Origin of the sequence: Klebsiella sp. LY (assembly GCF_004010915.1) — a bacterium.
In the GTDB taxonomy this organism is placed as follows: domain Bacteria; phylum Pseudomonadota; class Gammaproteobacteria; order Enterobacterales; family Enterobacteriaceae; genus Klebsiella; species Klebsiella quasipneumoniae.
In genome coordinates this window covers 4,273,063-4,290,269 of the sequence record NZ_CP022444.1, presented here as the reverse complement: position 1 = coordinate 4,290,269, position 17,207 = coordinate 4,273,063, and the positions used below count along the sequence as shown (strand labels likewise).

17 protein-coding genes are annotated in these 17,207 nt (G+C 57.3%); 14 read left to right on the top strand and 3 right to left on the bottom strand.

Annotation, left to right across the window (positions count from 1 at the left end):
- The first annotated feature begins 13 nt into the window (after window positions 1–13).
- The 3 genes from CE636_RS24005 (at window position 14) to hcr (ending at window position 3,688) form a co-directional block, all read left to right on the top strand.
- Window positions 14–913 (top strand): lysine exporter LysO family protein, encoded by a 900-nt coding sequence (locus CE636_RS24005; protein ID WP_004201354.1) that lies wholly within the window; start codon window positions 14–16, stop codon window positions 911–913.
- 143 nt (window positions 914–1,056) lie between these two features.
- Window positions 1,057–2,709, top strand: a complete 1,653-nt coding sequence (hcp, locus tag CE636_RS24000; RefSeq protein ID WP_025999159.1) for a hydroxylamine reductase — start codon at window positions 1,057–1,059, stop codon at window positions 2,707–2,709.
- 10 nt (window positions 2,710–2,719) lie between these two features.
- The gene (gene hcr / locus CE636_RS23995; RefSeq protein ID WP_017899430.1) at window positions 2,720–3,688 is read left to right on the top strand and encodes an NADH oxidoreductase; all 969 of its coding nucleotides are present in this window, start codon (window positions 2,720–2,722) and stop codon (window positions 3,686–3,688) included.
- A 206-nt stretch (window positions 3,689–3,894) separates the two neighbouring features.
- Here the strand turns inward: hcr and CE636_RS23985 are convergent, their stop codons facing one another.
- On the bottom strand, window positions 3,895–4,329 hold the full coding sequence (locus tag CE636_RS23985) for a DoxX family protein (RefSeq protein ID WP_017899429.1): 435 nt from the start codon (window positions 4,327–4,329) through the stop codon (window positions 3,895–3,897).
- Between the two features lie 151 nt (window positions 4,330–4,480).
- On the opposite strand from CE636_RS23985, the gene poxB reads away from it, so the two are divergent.
- The 4 genes from poxB (at window position 4,481) to CE636_RS23965 (ending at window position 9,793) form a co-directional block, all read left to right on the top strand.
- Window positions 4,481–6,199, top strand: a complete 1,719-nt coding sequence (gene poxB, locus CE636_RS23980; RefSeq protein WP_023320052.1) for a ubiquinone-dependent pyruvate dehydrogenase — start codon at window positions 4,481–4,483, stop codon at window positions 6,197–6,199.
- 38 nt (window positions 6,200–6,237) lie between these two features.
- Window positions 6,238–7,239, top strand: coding sequence for a low-specificity L-threonine aldolase (gene ltaE, locus CE636_RS23975; protein WP_017899427.1), 1,002 nt, complete (start codon window positions 6,238–6,240; stop codon window positions 7,237–7,239).
- Between the two features lie 10 nt (window positions 7,240–7,249).
- Window positions 7,250–8,692, top strand: coding sequence for an SDR family oxidoreductase (locus tag CE636_RS23970; protein WP_017899426.1), 1,443 nt, complete (start codon window positions 7,250–7,252; stop codon window positions 8,690–8,692).
- 87 nt (window positions 8,693–8,779) lie between these two features.
- Window positions 8,780–9,793, top strand: a complete 1,014-nt coding sequence (locus CE636_RS23965) for an NAD-dependent epimerase/dehydratase family protein (RefSeq protein ID WP_017899425.1) — start codon at window positions 8,780–8,782, stop codon at window positions 9,791–9,793.
- On the opposite strand, the gene CE636_RS23960 is transcribed toward CE636_RS23965, so the two are convergent.
- Both CE636_RS23960 and CE636_RS23955 read right to left on the bottom strand, forming a co-directional pair.
- A complete protein-coding gene (locus tag CE636_RS23960) occupies window positions 9,790–10,620 on the bottom strand; it encodes an N-acetylmuramoyl-L-alanine amidase (RefSeq protein WP_017899424.1) in 831 nt (276 codons plus the stop codon). The genes CE636_RS23965 and CE636_RS23960 overlap by 4 nt on opposite strands.
- A gap of 31 nt (window positions 10,621–10,651) precedes the next feature.
- Window positions 10,652–11,791, bottom strand: coding sequence for a GGDEF domain-containing protein (locus tag CE636_RS23955; protein ID WP_017899423.1), 1,140 nt, complete (start codon window positions 11,789–11,791; stop codon window positions 10,652–10,654).
- Window positions 11,792–12,151: 360 nt separating this feature from the next.
- Between CE636_RS23955 and yahO the strand changes: the two genes are divergently transcribed.
- The 7 genes from yahO (at window position 12,152) to artJ (ending at window position 17,204) form a co-directional block, all read left to right on the top strand.
- Entirely contained in the window at window positions 12,152–12,424 is a 273-nt protein-coding gene (gene yahO, locus CE636_RS23950) for a DUF1471 family periplasmic protein YahO (protein WP_017899422.1), read from the top strand.
- Between the two features lie 250 nt (window positions 12,425–12,674).
- Complete coding sequence (locus CE636_RS23945) at window positions 12,675–13,190, top strand: lipoprotein (RefSeq protein ID WP_017899421.1); 516 nt, start codon at window positions 12,675–12,677, stop codon at window positions 13,188–13,190.
- Between the two features lie 226 nt (window positions 13,191–13,416).
- The gene (artP, locus tag CE636_RS23940) at window positions 13,417–14,145 is read left to right on the top strand and encodes an arginine ABC transporter ATP-binding protein ArtP (RefSeq protein ID WP_004201340.1); all 729 of its coding nucleotides are present in this window, start codon (window positions 13,417–13,419) and stop codon (window positions 14,143–14,145) included.
- A gap of 20 nt (window positions 14,146–14,165) precedes the next feature.
- Complete coding sequence (gene artI / locus CE636_RS23935) at window positions 14,166–14,897, top strand: arginine ABC transporter substrate-binding protein ArtI (RefSeq protein WP_002896390.1); 732 nt, start codon at window positions 14,166–14,168, stop codon at window positions 14,895–14,897.
- A 6-nt stretch (window positions 14,898–14,903) separates the two neighbouring features.
- Window positions 14,904–15,620 carry an arginine ABC transporter permease ArtQ gene (gene artQ, locus CE636_RS23930; protein WP_017899420.1) on the top strand — a complete coding sequence of 239 codons (717 nt, stop codon included), beginning with the start codon at window positions 14,904–14,906 and terminating at the stop codon, window positions 15,618–15,620.
- Window positions 15,620–16,288: an arginine ABC transporter permease ArtM gene (artM, locus tag CE636_RS23925; protein ID WP_004201338.1), complete on the top strand. Its 669-nt coding sequence runs from the start codon at window positions 15,620–15,622 to the stop codon at window positions 16,286–16,288. The genes artQ and artM overlap by 1 nt, the downstream gene beginning before the upstream one ends.
- A 184-nt stretch (window positions 16,289–16,472) precedes the next feature.
- Window positions 16,473–17,204 carry an arginine ABC transporter substrate-binding protein ArtJ gene (gene artJ, locus CE636_RS23920; protein ID WP_004201336.1) on the top strand — a complete coding sequence of 244 codons (732 nt, stop codon included), beginning with the start codon at window positions 16,473–16,475 and terminating at the stop codon, window positions 17,202–17,204.
- Window positions 17,205–17,207 lie beyond the last annotated feature (3 nt).

The window sequence follows — 17,207 nt, the reverse complement described above, 5'->3', positions numbered from 1 at the left end:
GGCTGCATCGTTCATGTTCTCGGGACTGTTCATCATTCTGTTGCCGCTGGTCGTCGGCTATTTACTGCCTCTTCGTCACTCCTCTGCGCTAAAACTGATTCACCGGATGCTGAGCTGGATTGTCTATGTGATCCTCTTTTTTATGGGTATCAGCCTGGCGTTTCTCGACAATCTGGCCAGCAATCTGCTGGCGATATTGCATTACGCCGCGGTGAGCGTGGTCATCATTTTACTGTGTAATATTACCGCTCTGCTGTGGCTGGAAAGAAAAATGCCCTGGCGCAGTCTGCATCGTCAGGAGAAATTACCCTCGCGCCTGGCCATGGCCCTGGAATCACTCCAGCTGTGCGGGGTGGTGGTCCTCGGTTTTTTGCTTGGCCTGACCGGCCTGCCTTTTTTACAACACGCCACCGAAGCCAGCGAATATACGCTGATCTTTCTCCTGTTCCTCGTCGGTATTCAATTACGCAATAATGGAATGAGTCTGCGACAAATAGTCCTTAACCGCCGGGGAATGATCGTCGCCGTGGTGGTCACGATCAGTTCATTACTCGGCGGCATCCTCAACGCCTTTATTCTGGATTTGCCGCTAAAGACCGGTCTGGCGATGGCCAGCGGCTTCGGCTGGTATTCACTCTCCGGTATTTTACTGACCGAATCCTTTGGCCCGGTAATCGGCAGCGCGGCGTTCTTCAACGACCTGTGCCGCGAGCTGCTGGCCATCATGTTAATTCCGGGCCTGATTCGCCGAAGCCGCTCCACGGCGCTGGGGCTGTGCGGCGCCACCTCCATGGACTTCACCTTACCGGTGCTGCAGCGTTCCGGCGGCGTGGAGATCGTCCCTGCCGCCATCGTACACGGTTTTCTGCTGAGCCTGCTGGTCCCGATCCTGATCGCCTTTTTTGCCGCCTGAGTAGGCGCTGGCGGCAGACTTCCTGCCGCCAATTTTGCGCTAAATCAATCTCCCTTTAAGTTGTATCAGAAATACCTTTTCTCCTCACGCGCTCGGGCATAACCTTAAACATGTATATCAAATATAACTTTAAAGGTGTGACCATGTTTTGTGTGCAATGTGAACAAACCATTCGTACCCCGGCCGGCAACGGCTGCTCTTACGCGCAGGGGATGTGCGGTAAAACAGCGGAAACCTCCGATCTACAGGATCTGCTGATTGCGTCACTGCAAGGCCTCTCCGCCTGGGCGCTTAAGGCCCGCGAATATGGCATTATCGATCATGAGGTCGACAGCTTCGCCCCCCGCGCCTTCTTCTCTACGCTAACTAACGTCAATTTCGATTCTCCGCGCATCGTCGGCTATGCCCGTCAGGCGATTGCCCTGCGTGAGGCGCTGAAAGCGCAGTGCCTGGACCTTGATGCCAGCGCCAAAGTTGACAGCCCGGTGGCCGACCTGCAGCTGGTCGGCGACGATCTGGGTGACCTGCAGCGTCAGGCGGCAGACTATGCCCCGAATAAAGATAAAGCCGCTATCGGCGAGAATATCCTCGGCCTGCGCCTGCTGTGCCTGTATGGTCTGAAGGGTGCGGCGGCCTATATGGAACACGCCCACGTGCTCGGCCAGTACGACAACGCCATTTACGCCCAGTACCACAAGATCATGGCGTGGCTGGGCACCTGGCCTGCGGATATGAATGCGCTGCTCGAATGTTCGATGGAAATCGGCCAGATGAACTTCAAAGTGATGAGCATCCTTGACGCCGGCGAAACCACCAAATATGGCCACCCAACGCCGACTCAGGTCAACGTAAAAACCACCGCAGGTAAATGTATCCTGATCTCTGGCCACGACCTGAAAGATCTCTATAACCTGCTGGAGCAGACGGAAGGCACCGGCGTCAATGTCTATACCCACGGCGAAATGCTGCCGGCGCACGGCTATCCGGAGCTGCGTAAATTCAAACATCTGATCGGCAACTACGGCAGCGGCTGGCAAAACCAGCAGGTGGAATTCGCCCGCTTCCCAGGCCCCATCGTGATGACCTCTAACTGCATCATCGATCCCACCGTCGGCGCTTACGACGATCGCATCTGGACTCGCAGCATCGTCGGCTGGCCGGGCGTGAACCACCTGGAAGGCGAAGACTTCTCCCCGGTCATTGCCCAGGCGCAGCAGATGGCGGGCTTCCCGTACAGCGAAATCCCGCATCTGATCACCGTCGGCTTTGGCCGTCAGACCCTGCTCGGCGCGGCGGATACGTTGATCGATCTGGTCAGCCGTGAAAAACTGCGCCATATCTTCCTCGTCGGCGGCTGTGACGGCGCGCGCGGGGAACGTAACTATTTCACCGATTTTGCCACCAGCGTGCCGGATGACTGCCTGATCCTGACGCTGGCCTGCGGTAAATACCGCTTCAACAAGCTGGATTTCGGCGATATCGAAGGCCTGCCGCGTCTGGTCGACGCTGGTCAGTGTAATGATGCCTATTCGGCGATTATTCTGGCGGTCACGCTGGCGGAAAAACTGGGCTGCGGCGTCAACGATCTGCCGCTGTCGCTGGTGCTCTCCTGGTTCGAACAGAAAGCGATTGTCATCCTGCTGACGCTGCTGTCTCTCGGCGTGAAAAATATCGTCACCGGCCCGACGGCGCCGGGCTTCTTCACTACGGATCTGCTGGCTGTCCTCAATGAGAAGTTTGGTCTGCGTTCCGTGACCACCGTGGAACAAGATATGCAGCAGCTGCTGAGCGCGTAAGGAGTCCCTGATGACCATGCCAACTTCGCAATGCCCGTGGCGGATGCAGGTTCACCACATTCACCAGGAAACCCCGGACGTGTGGACCCTTTCGCTGCTGTGCCACGATTACTATCCGTATCGCGCCGGGCAGTACGCCCTGGTCAGCGTGCGTGATTCCGCGGAAACGCTGCGCGCCTACACCCTCTCCTCCACGCCGGGGGTCAGCGAGTATATTACGCTGACCGTTCGCCGCATTAACGAGGGCGCGGGTTCACAATGGTTAACCCACGAGGTCAAACGCGGCGATTATCTTTGGCTGTCCGATGCGATGGGCGAGTTTATCTGCGACGATAAGGCGGAAGATAAATTCCTGCTGCTGGCCGCCGGCTGCGGGGTGACGCCGATAATGTCGATGCGCCGCTGGCTGGCGAAGTACCGCCCGCTGGCAGACGTGCAAGTGATCTATAGCGTTCGTTCGCCGGAGGATGTGATCTTTGCCGAGGAGTGGCGCGACTATCCGGTTATCCTGGTGGCGGAGCACAACGCAACGCACGGTTTTGTCGCCGGCCGTCTGACCCTGGAGCTACTGCAGAGCGTGCCGGATATCGCCAGCCGCACCGTGATGACCTGCGGGCCAGCGCCGTATATGGAGAAGGTTGAGCAGGAGGTGGCCGCCCTGGGTGTCACCCGCTTCTTTAAGGAGAAGTTCTTCACACCGGTGGCAGAGGCCGCCACCAGCGGGCTGAAATTCACCAAACTGCAGCCGGCGAGAGAGTTTTACGCGCCGGTGGGCACCACCCTGCTCGAGGCGCTGGAGAGCAATCAGGTGCCGGTGACCGTCGCCTGCCGCGCCGGCGTCTGCGGCTGCTGCAAAACCAGAGTCGTTTCCGGGGAGTATAGCGTCACCAGCACCATGACGCTGACCGAAGATGAAATCGCCGACGGCTATGTGCTGGCCTGCTCCTGTCGCCCGCAGAGCGATCTGGTTCTCGCCTGAGGTCAAAATCCCCGGTGGCGCTACCGCTTACCGGGGCTACAGCGCTGTGCGATTTGGTAGCCCGGAGAAGGCGCAATGCGCCGCCTCCGGGAAAACCCCTGGCGACAATAAACTCTCAGGCGACATGAGATAAACGCTTTCCCGGACTGAAAAGCGGCAAACCGACAACAGTATCGACTTTACGCCCCAGGACTAATGAGGCATTTTTACCGCCAAACCGACTGACCGGCCAGCGAGTAACGCCCGGCGCCCAAAAGCGCAATCGCCAGCGCGCCAACAAAGAAATAGACCAGATTCTCGATCGCCCACGCCCCCACCGCATCAAGCGCAAATGTCTTGCCGAGACCGACCATCAGCCACGCCACCAGCATGGTGAAAGCCAACACCAGCGCCGCAGGGCGCGTCAGGATGCCGACAATCAACAAACAGGGGGCGACCACTTCCCCCGCCAGCACACCGTAGGCGATAAACCCCGGCAACCCCTTCGCCGCCAGCATCCCGCTAATGCCGTCCACGCCATCCAGCAGCTTGTGCAAACCGTGAAACAGCATTAACCCGCCGACGGCGAGTCGTAACAAGAGTTTACCGGCGTCTTCATGCGACAGCGTTCTGTTTACTGCGTTTAACAATCCCTTAACCATTTGATGTGCTTCCTGTTTTACACCCTGTGAGATCCCAGAGTATGCCCAATGCTTCAGCAATAAAACCAGCAAAAAATTGAGGGCAATCGGCAACGTAAGCTGCAGTTTCATCTAAGCTTGAAGGCGTTATCAAAAAAAGGAGATGGAGATCATGAAACAAACCGTGGCCGCATACATTGCCAAAATGCTGGAACAGGCCGGCGTGAAACGTATCTGGGGCGTCACCGGCGATTCCCTCAATGGATTGAGCGATAGCCTGAACCGCATGGGCACCATCGACTGGATGGCCACCCGGCACGAAGAGGTTGCCGCTTTCGCCGCCGGCGCGGAGGCGCAACTGACCGGCGAACTGGCGGTCTGCGCTGGTTCCTGCGGACCGGGTAACCTGCATCTGATCAACGGTCTGTTTGACTGTCACCGCAACCATGTCCCGGTGCTGGCGATTGCCGCCCACATTCCATCCAGCGAGATTGGCAGCGGCTATTTCCAGGAGACCCATCCCCAGGAGCTGTTCCGCGAATGCAGCCACTACTGCGAGCTGGTCTCCACCCCGGAGCAGATCCCGCAGGTGCTGGCGGTGGCGATGCGCAAGGCGGTGATCAACCGCGGCGTTTCGGTGGTGGTGCTGCCCGGCGACGTGGCGCTGAAGGCGGCCCCGGAGAGCGCCAGCAGCCAGTGGTATCATGCGCCGTTGCCGACGGTCACCCCGGCGGAAGAAGAGCTGCGCAAGCTGGCCCAGCTGATCCGCTACTCCAGCAATATCGCGCTCATGTGCGGCAGCGGTTGCGCCGGCGCCCACCAGGAGCTGGTGGAGTTCGCGGCGAAAATTAAAGCTCCCATCGTCCATGCGTTGCGCGGTAAAGAGCATGTGGAGTATGACAACCCGTATGATGTGGGCATGACCGGGCTGATTGGCTTCTCTTCTGGCTTCCACACCATGATGAATGCCGACACCCTGATCCTGCTCGGCACCCAGTTCCCCTATCGCGCCTTCTATCCGACCGACGCCAAAATTATTCAGATCGACATTAACCCCGGCAGCATCGGCGCGCACAGTAAGGTCGATATGGCGCTGGTGGGCGACATTAAATCAACGCTGAAGGCGCTGCTGCCGCTGCTGGAAGAGAAAACCGATCGCCGCTTCCTCGATAAGGCGCTGGAGCACTATCGCGACGCGCGAAAAGGACTCGACGATCTGGCGAAGCCCAGCGAGAAGGCGATCCACCCGCAATATCTGGCGCAGCAGATCAGCCATTTTGCCGATGAAGACGCCATTTTCACCTGCGATGTCGGCACCCCGACCGTCTGGGCGGCACGCTATCTCAAGATGAACGGCAAACGCCGCCTGCTGGGTTCATTCAATCACGGCTCCATGGCCAACGCCATGCCGCAGGCCATTGGCGCCAAGGCCACCGCGCCGGAGCGTCAGGTGGTGGCCATGTGCGGCGACGGCGGGTTTAGCATGCTGATGGGGGATTTTCTGTCGCTGGCGCAGATGAAGCTGCCGGTGAAAATTATCATCTTTAACAACAGCGTGCTGGGTTTCGTGGCGATGGAGATGAAGGCCGGGGGCTATCTCACCGACGGCACGGAGCTACACGACACCAACTTCGCCCGCATCGCCGAAGCCTGCGGGATTAAAGGTATTCGCGTTGAGAAAGCCTCCGAGGTGGATGAAGCGCTGCAGACCGCGTTCCGCACCGACGGTCCGGTGCTGGTCGACGTCGTGGTCGCCAAAGAGGAGCTGGCGATCCCGCCGCAGATCAAGCTGGAGCAAGCTAAAGGCTTTAGCCTGTATATGCTGCGGGCGATCATCAGCGGGCGCGGCGATGAAGTCATCGAACTGGCGAAAACCAACTGGCTCAGGTAAAACAGAAGCAATACTCTGAACCAGAACAAGGAATAGCCGTGATCGATCTGCGCAGTGATACCGTTACCCGCCCCGGGCGCGCCATGCTGGAAGCCATGATGGCCGCCCCGGTCGGGGACGATGTGTATGGCGACGACCCTACCGTCAATGAACTTCAGCGCTACGCCGCCGACCTGGCCGGCAAAGAGGCGGCGCTGTTTCTGCCCACCGGCACCCAGGCCAACCTCGTCGGCCTGCTCAGCCATTGCCAGCGCGGCGAAGAGTATATCGTCGGCCAGGGGGCGCATAACTATCTGTACGAAGCCGGCGGGGCGGCGGTTCTCGGCAGTATTCAGCCGCAGCCGATTGACGCCGCGGCGGACGGTTCGCTGCCGCTGGATAAAGTCGCAGCGAAAATCAAACCTGACGATATCCATTTTGCCCCGACCCGCCTGCTGAGTCTGGAAAACACCCATAACGGTAAGGTGCTGCCGCGCGACTATCTGCAGGAAGCCTGGGCGTTTACCCGCCAGCGCAATCTGGCGCTGCACGTCGACGGCGCGCGCATCTTTAACGCCGTGGTGGCCTACGGCTGCGAGTTACGCGATATCGCCCAATACTGCGACTCCTTCACCATCTGCCTGTCAAAGGGGCTTGGCGCCCCGGTAGGCTCGCTGCTGGTCGGTAGTGAGGCGTACATTCGTCGCGCCGTTCGCTGGCGGAAAATGGTCGGCGGCGGGATGCGCCAGGCGGGCATTCTGGCCGCCGCCGGGCTGTACGCACTGAAAAATAATGTCCAGCGCCTGCAGGAGGATCATGATAACGCCGCGTGGATGGCGGATCAGCTGCGCGCCATCGGCGCCGACGTTACTCGTCACGATACCAACATGCTGTTCGTTCGCGTCGGTGATGAGCAGGCCCGGGCGCTCGGCGAGTTTATGCAGGCGCGCGGCGTGCTGATCAACGCTTCGCCAGTCGTCCGTCTGGTCACTCACCTGGATGTCGACCGTCAGCAGTTGAGCGAGGTGGTCACCCACTGGCAGGCCTTTTTACAACGCTAAGGAGTCAGGCGTGTCGCAATCTGTTCTGGTGCTCGGCGCCAGCGGCTATATTGGTCAGCATTTAGTCCGCGAATTAAGCGCCCGGGGTTATCCGGTGCTGGCGGCGGCGCGCCATACCGACCGACTGCAAAAACTCGCTTTGCCCGGCGTCACCTGCCGGTCCGTCGATCTCAATCAGCCGCAGGCTCTGCCTGCGCTGCTCACAGGTATCGATACCCTTTACTATCTGGTACACGGCATGGGCGAAGGCGGCGATTTTATCGCCCATGAGCGTCGGGTGGCGACGCATGTTCGCGATGCCCTGCGCCAGACGCCAGTGCGTCAGATTATCTTTCTCAGCTCGCTGCAGGCTCCAGCGCAGGAGCAGTCCGACCATCTGCGCGCGCGTCAGGTCACCGGCGATCTCCTGCGCGAGTCGGGCGTGCCGGTCACCGAGCTGCGGGCCGGGATTATCGTCGGCGCCGGCTCCGCCGCCTTCGAGGTGATGCGCGACATGGTCTATAACCTGCCGGTGCTGACTCCTCCGCGCTGGGTGCGTTCGCGTACCACCCCTGTCGCGCTGGAAAATCTGCTCGTTGACCTCGTTGAGCTGCTGAATCATCCTTCCGACGCGCACCGCGTCTTCGAAGCCGCCGGTCCGGAGGTGTTAAGCTACCAGCAGCAATTCATTCGCTTTATGGCCGTCAGCGGCAAACACCGCCCGCTTATTCCGATTCCCCTGCCGACGCGCTGGATCTCAGTGTGGTTCCTCAATGTCATCACCTCGGTGCCGCCGACCATCGCCAAAGCGCTGATTCAGGGGTTGAAGCACGATCTGATCGCCGATGACCGGACGCTGCGGGCGCTGATCCCGCAAACGCTGATCCCCTTCGATCAGGCGGTTCGCCGCACCCTGAAAGAAGAAGAGCAGCTGGTAAACTCCAGCGACTGGGGCTACGACGCCCAGGCTTTCGCCCGCTGGCGACCGGAGTATGGCTACTATCCGAAACAGGCAGGCTGCACCGTCGCCACTCCGGCGAGCCGCAAAGCCCTGTGGCAGGTTGTTAACCAAATCGGCGGTAAAGAGGGATATTTTTTCGGCAATCTGCTGTGGAAAATCCGCGGCGCGATGGATCTGCTGGTCGGCCACCGGCTGGCCAAAGGGCGACCGCAGCGCGACTATCTGCAGACCGGCGATACGGTCGACAGCTGGAAGGTGATTATTGTGGAGGAAGAAAAACAGCTCACTCTGCTGTTCGGCATGAAAGCGCCGGGGCTGGGCCGGTTAAGCTTTACCATTAACGATAAAGGCGATCGTCGTGAACTGGACGTCCGCGCCTGGTGGCACCCGCACGGTATGCCGGGCCTGGTCTACTGGCTGCTGATGATCCCGGCGCACCTGTTTATTTTCCGCGGTATGGCGCAACGCATCGCCCGGTTGGCCGAACAAATCTCAGGCAGAGTCGAAGGATAAGCATTATTCTTTCATGATTCTCATTGCATAGTCGGGAGAATCACGGAAAAATGCGCACGAAATTCTTTTCTGGGACAGTAGAGTGATATGAAGGTACTGGTTACCGGTGCGACCAGCGGATTAGGCCGCAACGCAGTGGAATATCTGCGCAACAAGGGCATCAGCGTGCGAGCGACCGGGCGCAACGAAGCGATGGGTAAGCTTCTGAGCAAAATGGGGGCGGAATTCATCCCGGCGGATTTAACCGAGCTGGTCTCTTCGCAGGCTAAAGTGATGCTCGCCGGTATCGATACCCTGTGGCACTGCTCAAGCTTTACCTCGCCCTGGGGCACGCAGCAGGCTTTCGATCTCGCTAACGTCCGCGCCACCCGTCGCCTCGGCGAGTGGTCTGTAGCATGGGGCGTACGCAATTTCGTTCATATCTCTTCGCCCTCGCTCTATTTTGATTATCACCACCATCGCGATATTCAGGAAGATTTCCGCCCGCACCGCTTCGCCAACGAGTTTGCCCGCAGCAAGGCGGCCAGCGAAGAGGTGATCAACCTGCTGGCGCAGGCCAACCCGCACACCCGTTTTACCATTTTGCGCCCGCAGAGCCTGTTCGGGCCGCACGATAAAGTCTTTATTCCCCGGCTGGCGCAAATGATGCAGCACTATGGCAGCGTCCTGTTGCCGCGGGGCGGCAGCGCGCTGGTCGATATGACCTATTATGAAAATGCCGTCCACGCGATGTGGCTGGCGAGCCAGCCGGCGTGCGATCATCTTCCCTCCGCCCGCGCGTGGAATATCAGCAACGGCGAACCGCGCACCCTGCGCAGTATCGTGCAGAAACTGATCGACGAGCTGGGCATCAAATGCCGGATCCGCTCAGTCCCCTACCCGATGCTGGATATTATCGCCCGCAGCATGGAGCGTTTTGGCGATAAAACGTCCAAAGAGCCAGCCTTTACCCACTACGGCGTCTCGAAACTGAATTTTGATTTTACGCTCGATATCACTCGCGCGCAGGATGAGCTGGGTTATCAGCCGGTGGTGACGCTGGACGACGGGATTGTGCGTACCGCCGCCTGGCTGCGCGACCACGGTAAACTTCACCGCTAACCCTGATCATACTTTTCTAACAGCGCCTCGGCTATCGCTTCGGTTTGCGCATCTGCTACGCCATCCCAGCGCTGGGGGCGGAAGTGCATCTGGAAGGCGGTAATCACTCGTTTTTTCTGCGCGGGAGTCATCTCCGGCGTGACCTGATAGCCGTAGCGCGCCAGCAAATCCAGTACTACCTCAGGGTCCACTGGCTCACTGGCCGGGCGCCCGTTCAGATAGAAAGCCACCCGCTGCTCGTCCGGCCAGGCGCCAATCCCCTGCTGCGCCAGCTGTTGCCAGGGGAACAACGGTCCCGGATCGTCTTTGCGCTGCGGGGCGATATCGGCATGGGCTACCACGTTCTGCGGCGCGATGTGGTAGCGGGTGATAATATCGCGCGCCAGCGGGATCAGGGCCGCGATCTGCTCCGGGTGAAAGGGGGTAAAGCTTTTACCCCCCGCGGTCTTCTGCCAGCCGCGGTTTTCCAGTTCAATACCAATGGAAGTATCGTTGATGCGCGTGCTGCCGCGCCAGTAGCTCACCCCGGCGTGCCAGGCCAGATCCTCTTCCGGCACCAGCTGCCAGATCCGCGGTTTATGATGGTGGCGCGGCGGCTGTTCAGGAATTAAATAGTGGGAGCTGACCTCTTTATCAGTCAGGGTTGCCAGGGAGACATCAAAATTATCTGCGGTATAGTGGATAACCAGCACTTTTATGCGCGGATAGGCCGCCTGCGCCGGATGGCGAGTGTCCAGCTGATATCCGTCGCGATCGATGATGCCTTTTTCCCCCGCGCAGCCGGCCAGCAGTAGCGCCAACAGGAGTACATAGGCAATCCGTTTCATCCCTTCTCCCTTGCCCGGCAGCGTCTCCGGGTTAATAAGACCATTGATTACGTCCTTTATTTTTCGCCTGGTACAGCGCACTGTCCGCCCGGGCGATCAGCGTCTCCATCGGGACCGTGCCATCGGAATCGACGATCCCGATACTGACGGTCACCACCGACGCCACCTCTGATGCCTCATGAGGGAGCGCCGCCTCGTGAATTTTCTGCTGAATGCGCTCGGCAATCGCGGTGGCATGCACCAGGGGAACCCTTGGCAACGCCACCACAAATTCCTCGCCGCCATAGCGAGCCACCAGATCATCTTCGGCCCGGACCGCCATTTTCAGCACCTGCGCGACAGAAGATAAGCACTCGTCACCAGCCTGATGACCATAGCGATCGTTATAGCGTTTAAAGTAATCGACATCGATCATCATCAGCGACAACGGCGTGTTTTGCTGCCAGATCTCCGCCAGATACGCATTCAGCGCCCGGCGGTTAGCGGTCCCGGTTAATGCATCCTGGTTGGCAATACTTTCCAGCCGCTGAATAAGCTGCATATTTTCCTGATGCGTATCCCAGGCTTCATCGTACCAGCGCTGGAGAATACGTCGTCCATACAGCAAAATCGCCGTAAAGATGGCCCACAGGATCAAAAAGCGAATTTCAGCGTGATAGTGGATCTGAATTCCCGCTAGCAAGGCCGTCCCCCATAGCGGCAGCATAAAAGCGATAATGCCCGGCCAATGGTGATACAACGCAGTGAGGCCAGTGGTCACCAATATAACAAGCAGCGGCCAGGCGAAGGGCAAAGCCCAGAAAAAGATAAAACAGTAATTACTCAGGGACCAGCACAGGCTGAGCACCAGCAGCAGCGCGGTGATGATATTCAGCGTATAACGCCCCTGCGCCAGACGCGGCGTGACGGCAATAATCACTAAAATGGCCGAAATAATAATAACCGCAATCAGCGCTATTTCGATATAAGGAATAACCGCCTGGTGAGTCAGGAGCTTCTTATCAAAATAGGTAAAAATAAAGTTGCGGGAGAAAATCATTAACGCAAACGCAATATTGACAAAAGCCAGCCAGGGCAGACTCATTGATAGCGCATGGCGCTGGACATCATCTCTGGTGGCCCACAACGCGGTTCGCTGCTGCCGGGCGCGCTCTCGCTTATTTGTTAACATCTTATCTCCCTGGTGACCTGCATGACCATAGGCGCAGCCCCTGCTTGTCTATATGATAAACTATGTTTCCGGGAATGTCTGTCCGCGCGCTGTCTCCCCTGCCCCGGCCTCTTAAGCTGATTTTCAGCTAATGTCAGTAGAAATTGGTATGCTCCGTTCACGATGTGTAAACGGCCAAAAAAAGCAAGCATTATCAATGCGAATTCTGTCATCTTTTCTTTAAAAAAGAGTTAACTAGCCGTCATAAAATTGCAGTATTTTGCTTGAAAAAAAAGCAGTGTTAGTACAATCTGAAATCGCTCATTGGTGAGTTAAAACAAGAGCATGATGATAGCAAGATAAACAATGGAGTCTAAAAATATGAAATATGCAGCTTTAGTGGCAGGTGCGGCATTGTTTTTAACGGCGAACGCCTTCTCCGCTGAGATTTTATCGAAAGAAGATTTTGATAAGGTCCATACGCAATACACCAAGATCGGCACCATTTCTTCTACCGGCCAGACCGCACCGAGCGATGCTCGTGAAGAGCTGATTAAAAAAGCTGATGAAAAAGGCGCGGATGTTATCGTGCTCTCTTCCGGGAACACGGATAAAAAACTGCACATTTCCGCTAATATCTATAAGAAGAAATAACTAATCTTATCTCTCAAGAAACACTACCCTGTTTCCGGGGTAGTGTTTCTTGTTTATGCAAAGCCATAATTTATTTTTATCCCGCCGTGATTTTTTCTGCCTGAAAACCGCCGTCATCCCCCTGCTGATTTCCAGCCCTAAGGCTGTAGCCACATCAAGGTCTTAGCTCTTTGCGTCAAGTACAATCCGCACGCTATACGCTATGCTTTAACGGAAACTGAAAACGTAGTTCGCTTATAAGGAAATCATCATGCGCTACAAACTTCTTGCAGCACTTCTCCCTTGCGCGCTGGCGCTCAGCGCCTGTACGACCGTCACCCCGGCCTATAAAGATAATGGCACCCGCAGCGGCCCTTGTGTCGAAGGCGGCCCTGACGACGTAGCGCAAAAATTCTATGACATTCAGATCCAGAACCGTACTCAGGATCCGGCGGCGCTGCGCCCCTATCTCAGCGACGGCCTGGCGAAGTTACTCAATGACGCCCGTCAGGATCCCGCCAACAGCAAGCTGCTGCAGGCTAACCCGTTCTCCAGCAGCAGCACCCCCGCGGACAGCGCCGTCGTCGCCAGCGCCTCAACCATCCCTAATCGCGATGCGCGCAACATTCCGCTGCGCGTGGAGCTGAAAGAGGGAACCCAGAACTGGAAAGACGAAGTGCTGATGATCCAGGAAGGCCAGTGCTGGGCCGTCGATGACGTTCGCTATCTCGGCAACAACAGCCACGCGCCGGCCGGAACGTTGCGACAGAGTCTGGAGAAACGCTAGTTCGGGAGTTGAAGCGACGCCGCTGAAACGATAACCCCGGTAAAATGTCGGTATTCGCCCCGAGAATGCCGACATTTACGCCCCCCTCACCCACCAGGCAATATTTTGTGCTAACTTTAAAGCTAAACGTGGTTTAGATTTAACTTTTAACGCATAAATATTGCATAACTATTCTGCCAAAGGTACTATTTGCGGCCTCAATAGCTATTCGTATCAGACTGCCCAGATGAGTATTAAACTAAACGGCATTAATTGCTTCTACGGCGCGCACCAGGCGCTGTTCGACATCACGCTGGATTGCCCGCAGGGGGAAACGCTGGTGCTGCTCGGCCCCAGCGGTGCCGGGAAGAGCTCGCTGCTGCGCGTACTCAACCTGCTGGAGATGCCGCGTTCCGGTTCGTTAACCATCGCCGGTAACCATTTCGACTTCACCAGAGCGCCGTCCGATAAAGCGATTCGCGAACTGCGGCAGAACGTCGGCATGGTTTTTCAGCAGTACAACCTGTGGCCGCACCTGACGGTACAGCAGAACCTGATCGAAGCCCCCTGTCGCGTACTGGGGTTAAGCAAGGATCAGGCGCTGGCTCGCGCCGAGAAGCTGCTGGAGCGCCTGCGTCTGAAGCCCTACAGCGATCGTTACCCGCTGCATTTATCCGGCGGCCAGCAGCAGCGTGTGGCGATCGCCCGCGCGCTCATGATGGAGCCGCAGGTTCTGCTGTTCGATGAGCCTACCGCGGCGCTCGACCCGGAAATCACCGCCCAGATCGTTAGCATCATCCGCGAGCTGGCTGAAACCGGCATCACCCAGGTTATCGTCACCCATGAAGTTGAAGTGGCGCGCAAGACGGCCAGCCGGGTGGTGTATATGGAAAATGGCCATGTCGTCGAGCAAGGGGATGCCTCCTGCTTCACGCATCCGCAAACTGACGCGTTTAAAAACTATCTTTCACATTGATGTTTTTCGGGGAAATGACGATGAAAAAAGTACTGATTGCCGCCCTGCTCGCAGGCATGAGCCTCTCCGCTTCCGCCGCGCAGACCATTCGTTTCGCCACCGAGGCCTCCTACCCTCCGTTTGAGCTGGTGGACGCCAACAACCAGATCGTCGGTTTCGATGTGGATCTGGCTAACGCGCTGTGTAAAGAGATCGATGCCACCTGTACCTTCACCAACCAGGCCTTTGACAGCCTGATCCCGGGGCTGAAATTCCGCCGTTTCGACGCGGTCATGGCCGGGATGGACATCACGCCTGAGCGTGAAAAGCAGGTACTGTTCTCCACCCCGTATTATGACAACTCGGCGCTGTTCGTCGGTCAGCAGGGCAAGTTCACCAGCATTGATCAGCTGAAGGGCAAAAAAGTGGGCGTACAGAACGGTACCACGCACCAGAAATTTATCACCGATAAACATCCGGAAATCACTACCGTCCCTTACGACAGCTACCAGAATGCGAAGCTGGATCTGCAGAACGGTCGTATTGACGCGGTCTTTGGTGATACCGCCGTGGTCACCGAATGGCTGAAGAGCAATCCGAAGCTGGCGGCCGTGGGCGATAAAGTGACCGACAAAGCCTATTTCGGCACCGGGCTGGGCATTGCCGTGCGTCAGGGCAACACCGACCTGCAGCAGAAATTTAACGCTGCGCTGGAAAAAGTGAAGAAAGACGGCACTTACCAGACCATCTATAACAAATGGTTCCAGAAGTAAGACTGAATGAACGAAATTTTTCCATTAGCAAGCGCCGCCGGGATGACCGTCGGCCTTGCCGTTTGCGCGCTCGCCATCGGCCTCGTCCTGGCGATGCTCTTCGCGGTACTGGAGTCAGTGAAATGGCGCCCGGTAGCCTGGCTTGCAACCGGCATTGTGACCATCCTGCGCGGACTACCTGAAATTATGGTGGTGCTGTTTATCTATTTTGGCTCGTCCCAGCTGCTGCTGACGCTCTCTGACGGTTTTACCATCCCGCTCGGGTTCATCCAGATCCCGGTGCAGATGCAGATTGAGAACTTTGACGTCAGTCCGTTCCTCTGCGGGGCGATCGCCTTGTCGCTGCTGTATGCCGCCTACGCCTCGCAAACGCTGCGCGGCGCGCTGAAAGCCGTTCCGCAGGGTCAGTGGGAGTCCGGCCAGGCGCTCGGGCTGTCGAAAGCGGCCATTTTCTTCCGCCTGGTGATGCCTCAGATGTGGCGCCATGCGCTGCCCGGTCTCGGCAACCAGTGGCTGGTGCTGCTAAAGGACACCGCGCTGGTGAGCCTTATCAGCGTCAACGATCTGATGCTGCAGACTAAAAGCATCGCCACCCGCACTCAGGAGCCCTTTAACTGGTATATCATTGCCGCGGCAATCTATCTCGTCATCACCCTGTTGAGTCAATACATCCTTAAGCGGATTGACCAGCGTGCGACGCGCTTCGAACGGAGACCAGGCTGATGCTCGACTACTTACCCGAACTGCTGAAAGGACTGCATACCAGCCTGACGCTGACCGTGGCGTCGATTATCGTGGCGCTGATCCTGTCGCTGATCTTTACCATTATCCTGACGCTGAAGACGCCGGGGCTGGTGTGGATAGTGCGCGGCTACATCACCCTGTTTACCGGTACGCCGCTGCTGGTGCAGATCTTCCTGATCTACTACGGCCCAGGACAGTTTCCTTCGCTACAGGAATATCCCTGGCTCTGGCACCTTATCTCCGAGCCGTGGCTGTGCGCCCTGATCGCCCTGTCGCTCAACAGCGCCGCCTATACCACCCAGCTGTTTTATGGCGCCATCCGGGCGATCCCCGACGGGCAATGGCAGTCGTGCAGCGCGCTGGGGATGAGTAAAAAGGATACCCTGGCGATCCTGCTGCCGTATGCCTTTAAGCGCGCGCTGTCGTCCTATTCCAACGAAGTGGTGCTGGTCTTTAAGAGTACCTCTCTGGCCTACACCATCACCCTGATGGAAGTGATGGGCCACGGCCAGCTGCTGTACGGACGGACCTACGACGTGATGGTGTTCGGCGCCGCCGGGATTATCTATCTCATCGTCAACGGGCTGCTGACGCTGCTGATGCGGCTGGTGGAGCGCAAAGCGCTAGCCTTCGAGCGGCGTAATTAGCGCCTGGCGTATTTTGCATAATAAGTGAACAACAAGACGGACAAGTCTAATACCTGTCCGTCTTTTTTTATATCAAATAAAATACTTAATCATTTTTATTGCATACAAATTCATTTAATGGCATTGTCACCCTATGCCGCAGACACGGCGAATAATCATAAGATTGACAGACGGGAGTTCCACGATGAAAAAGTTAGTTCTGGCTGCACTGCTCACCACGTTCACCTTCGGCGCCGCCGCCGCGGAGAAAATCAGCTTCGGCGTGTCCGCGACCTATCCGCCGTTTGAATCGATGGACGCTAATAACCAGATTGTCGGCTTTGATATCGATCTGGCCCATGCGCTGTGCAAACAAATGCAGGCAGAATGCACCTTTACCAACCACGCGTTTGACAGCCTGATCCCGGCGCTGAAGTTTAAGAAGTATGACGCGGTGATTTCCGGAATGGATATTACGCCGGAGCGCAGCAAGCAGGTCGCCTTCACCGACCCGTACTACGCCAACTCCGCGCTGGTGATCGCCAAAAAAGACGCATTCCACTCGTTCGATGATTTGAAAGGCAAACGGATCGGCATGGAAAACGGCACCACCCACCAGAAATATCTGCAGGATAAACATCCTGAGGTGAAGACCGTCGCCTATGACAGCTACCAGAACGCGATTATCGATCTGAAAAATGGCCGTATCGACGGCGTGTTCGGCGACACGGCGGTGGTCAACGAGTGGCTGAAAACCAACCCGCAGCTGGGGGCAGCCACGCCGAAAGTGACCGACCCGCAATACTTCGGCACCGGCCTTGGGATTGCCGTGCGCCCGGATAACAAGGCGCTGCTGGAGAAACTGAACGCGGCGCTGAAGGCGATTAAAGCCGACGGTACCTACCAGAAAATCAGCAACCAGTGGTTCCCGGAGTAACTT

What these genes read in the sequence shown, in the direction of transcription:
- CE636_RS23985 (WP_017899429.1), bottom strand. Translation starts at nt 4,329, where the DNA reads ATGGTTAAGGGATTGTTAAACGCAGTAAACAGAACGCTGTCGCATGAA.
- artI (WP_002896390.1), top strand. Translation starts at nt 14,166, where the DNA reads ATGAAAAAAGTACTGATTGCCGCCCTGCTCGCAGGCATGAGCCTCTCC.
- CE636_RS23955 (WP_017899423.1), bottom strand. Translation starts at nt 11,791, where the DNA reads ATGTTAACAAATAAGCGAGAGCGCGCCCGGCAGCAGCGAACCGCGTTG.
- CE636_RS23960 (WP_017899424.1), bottom strand. Translation starts at nt 10,620, where the DNA reads ATGAAACGGATTGCCTATGTACTCCTGTTGGCGCTACTGCTGGCCGGC.
- CE636_RS24005 (WP_004201354.1), top strand. Translation starts at nt 14, where the DNA reads ATGTTCTCGGGACTGTTCATCATTCTGTTGCCGCTGGTCGTCGGCTAT.
- poxB (WP_023320052.1), top strand. Translation starts at nt 4,481, where the DNA reads ATGAAACAAACCGTGGCCGCATACATTGCCAAAATGCTGGAACAGGCC.
- artP (WP_004201340.1), top strand. Translation starts at nt 13,417, where the DNA reads ATGAGTATTAAACTAAACGGCATTAATTGCTTCTACGGCGCGCACCAG.
- CE636_RS23945 (WP_017899421.1), top strand. Translation starts at nt 12,675, where the DNA reads ATGCGCTACAAACTTCTTGCAGCACTTCTCCCTTGCGCGCTGGCGCTC.
- artJ (WP_004201336.1), top strand. Translation starts at nt 16,473, where the DNA reads ATGAAAAAGTTAGTTCTGGCTGCACTGCTCACCACGTTCACCTTCGGC.
- CE636_RS23965 (WP_017899425.1), top strand. Translation starts at nt 8,780, where the DNA reads ATGAAGGTACTGGTTACCGGTGCGACCAGCGGATTAGGCCGCAACGCA.
- hcp (WP_025999159.1), top strand. Translation starts at nt 1,057, where the DNA reads ATGTTTTGTGTGCAATGTGAACAAACCATTCGTACCCCGGCCGGCAAC.
- yahO (WP_017899422.1), top strand. Translation starts at nt 12,152, where the DNA reads ATGAAATATGCAGCTTTAGTGGCAGGTGCGGCATTGTTTTTAACGGCG.
- artM (WP_004201338.1), top strand. Translation starts at nt 15,620, where the DNA reads ATGCTCGACTACTTACCCGAACTGCTGAAAGGACTGCATACCAGCCTG.
- artQ (WP_017899420.1), top strand. Translation starts at nt 14,904, where the DNA reads ATGAACGAAATTTTTCCATTAGCAAGCGCCGCCGGGATGACCGTCGGC.
- hcr (WP_017899430.1), top strand. Translation starts at nt 2,720, where the DNA reads ATGACCATGCCAACTTCGCAATGCCCGTGGCGGATGCAGGTTCACCAC.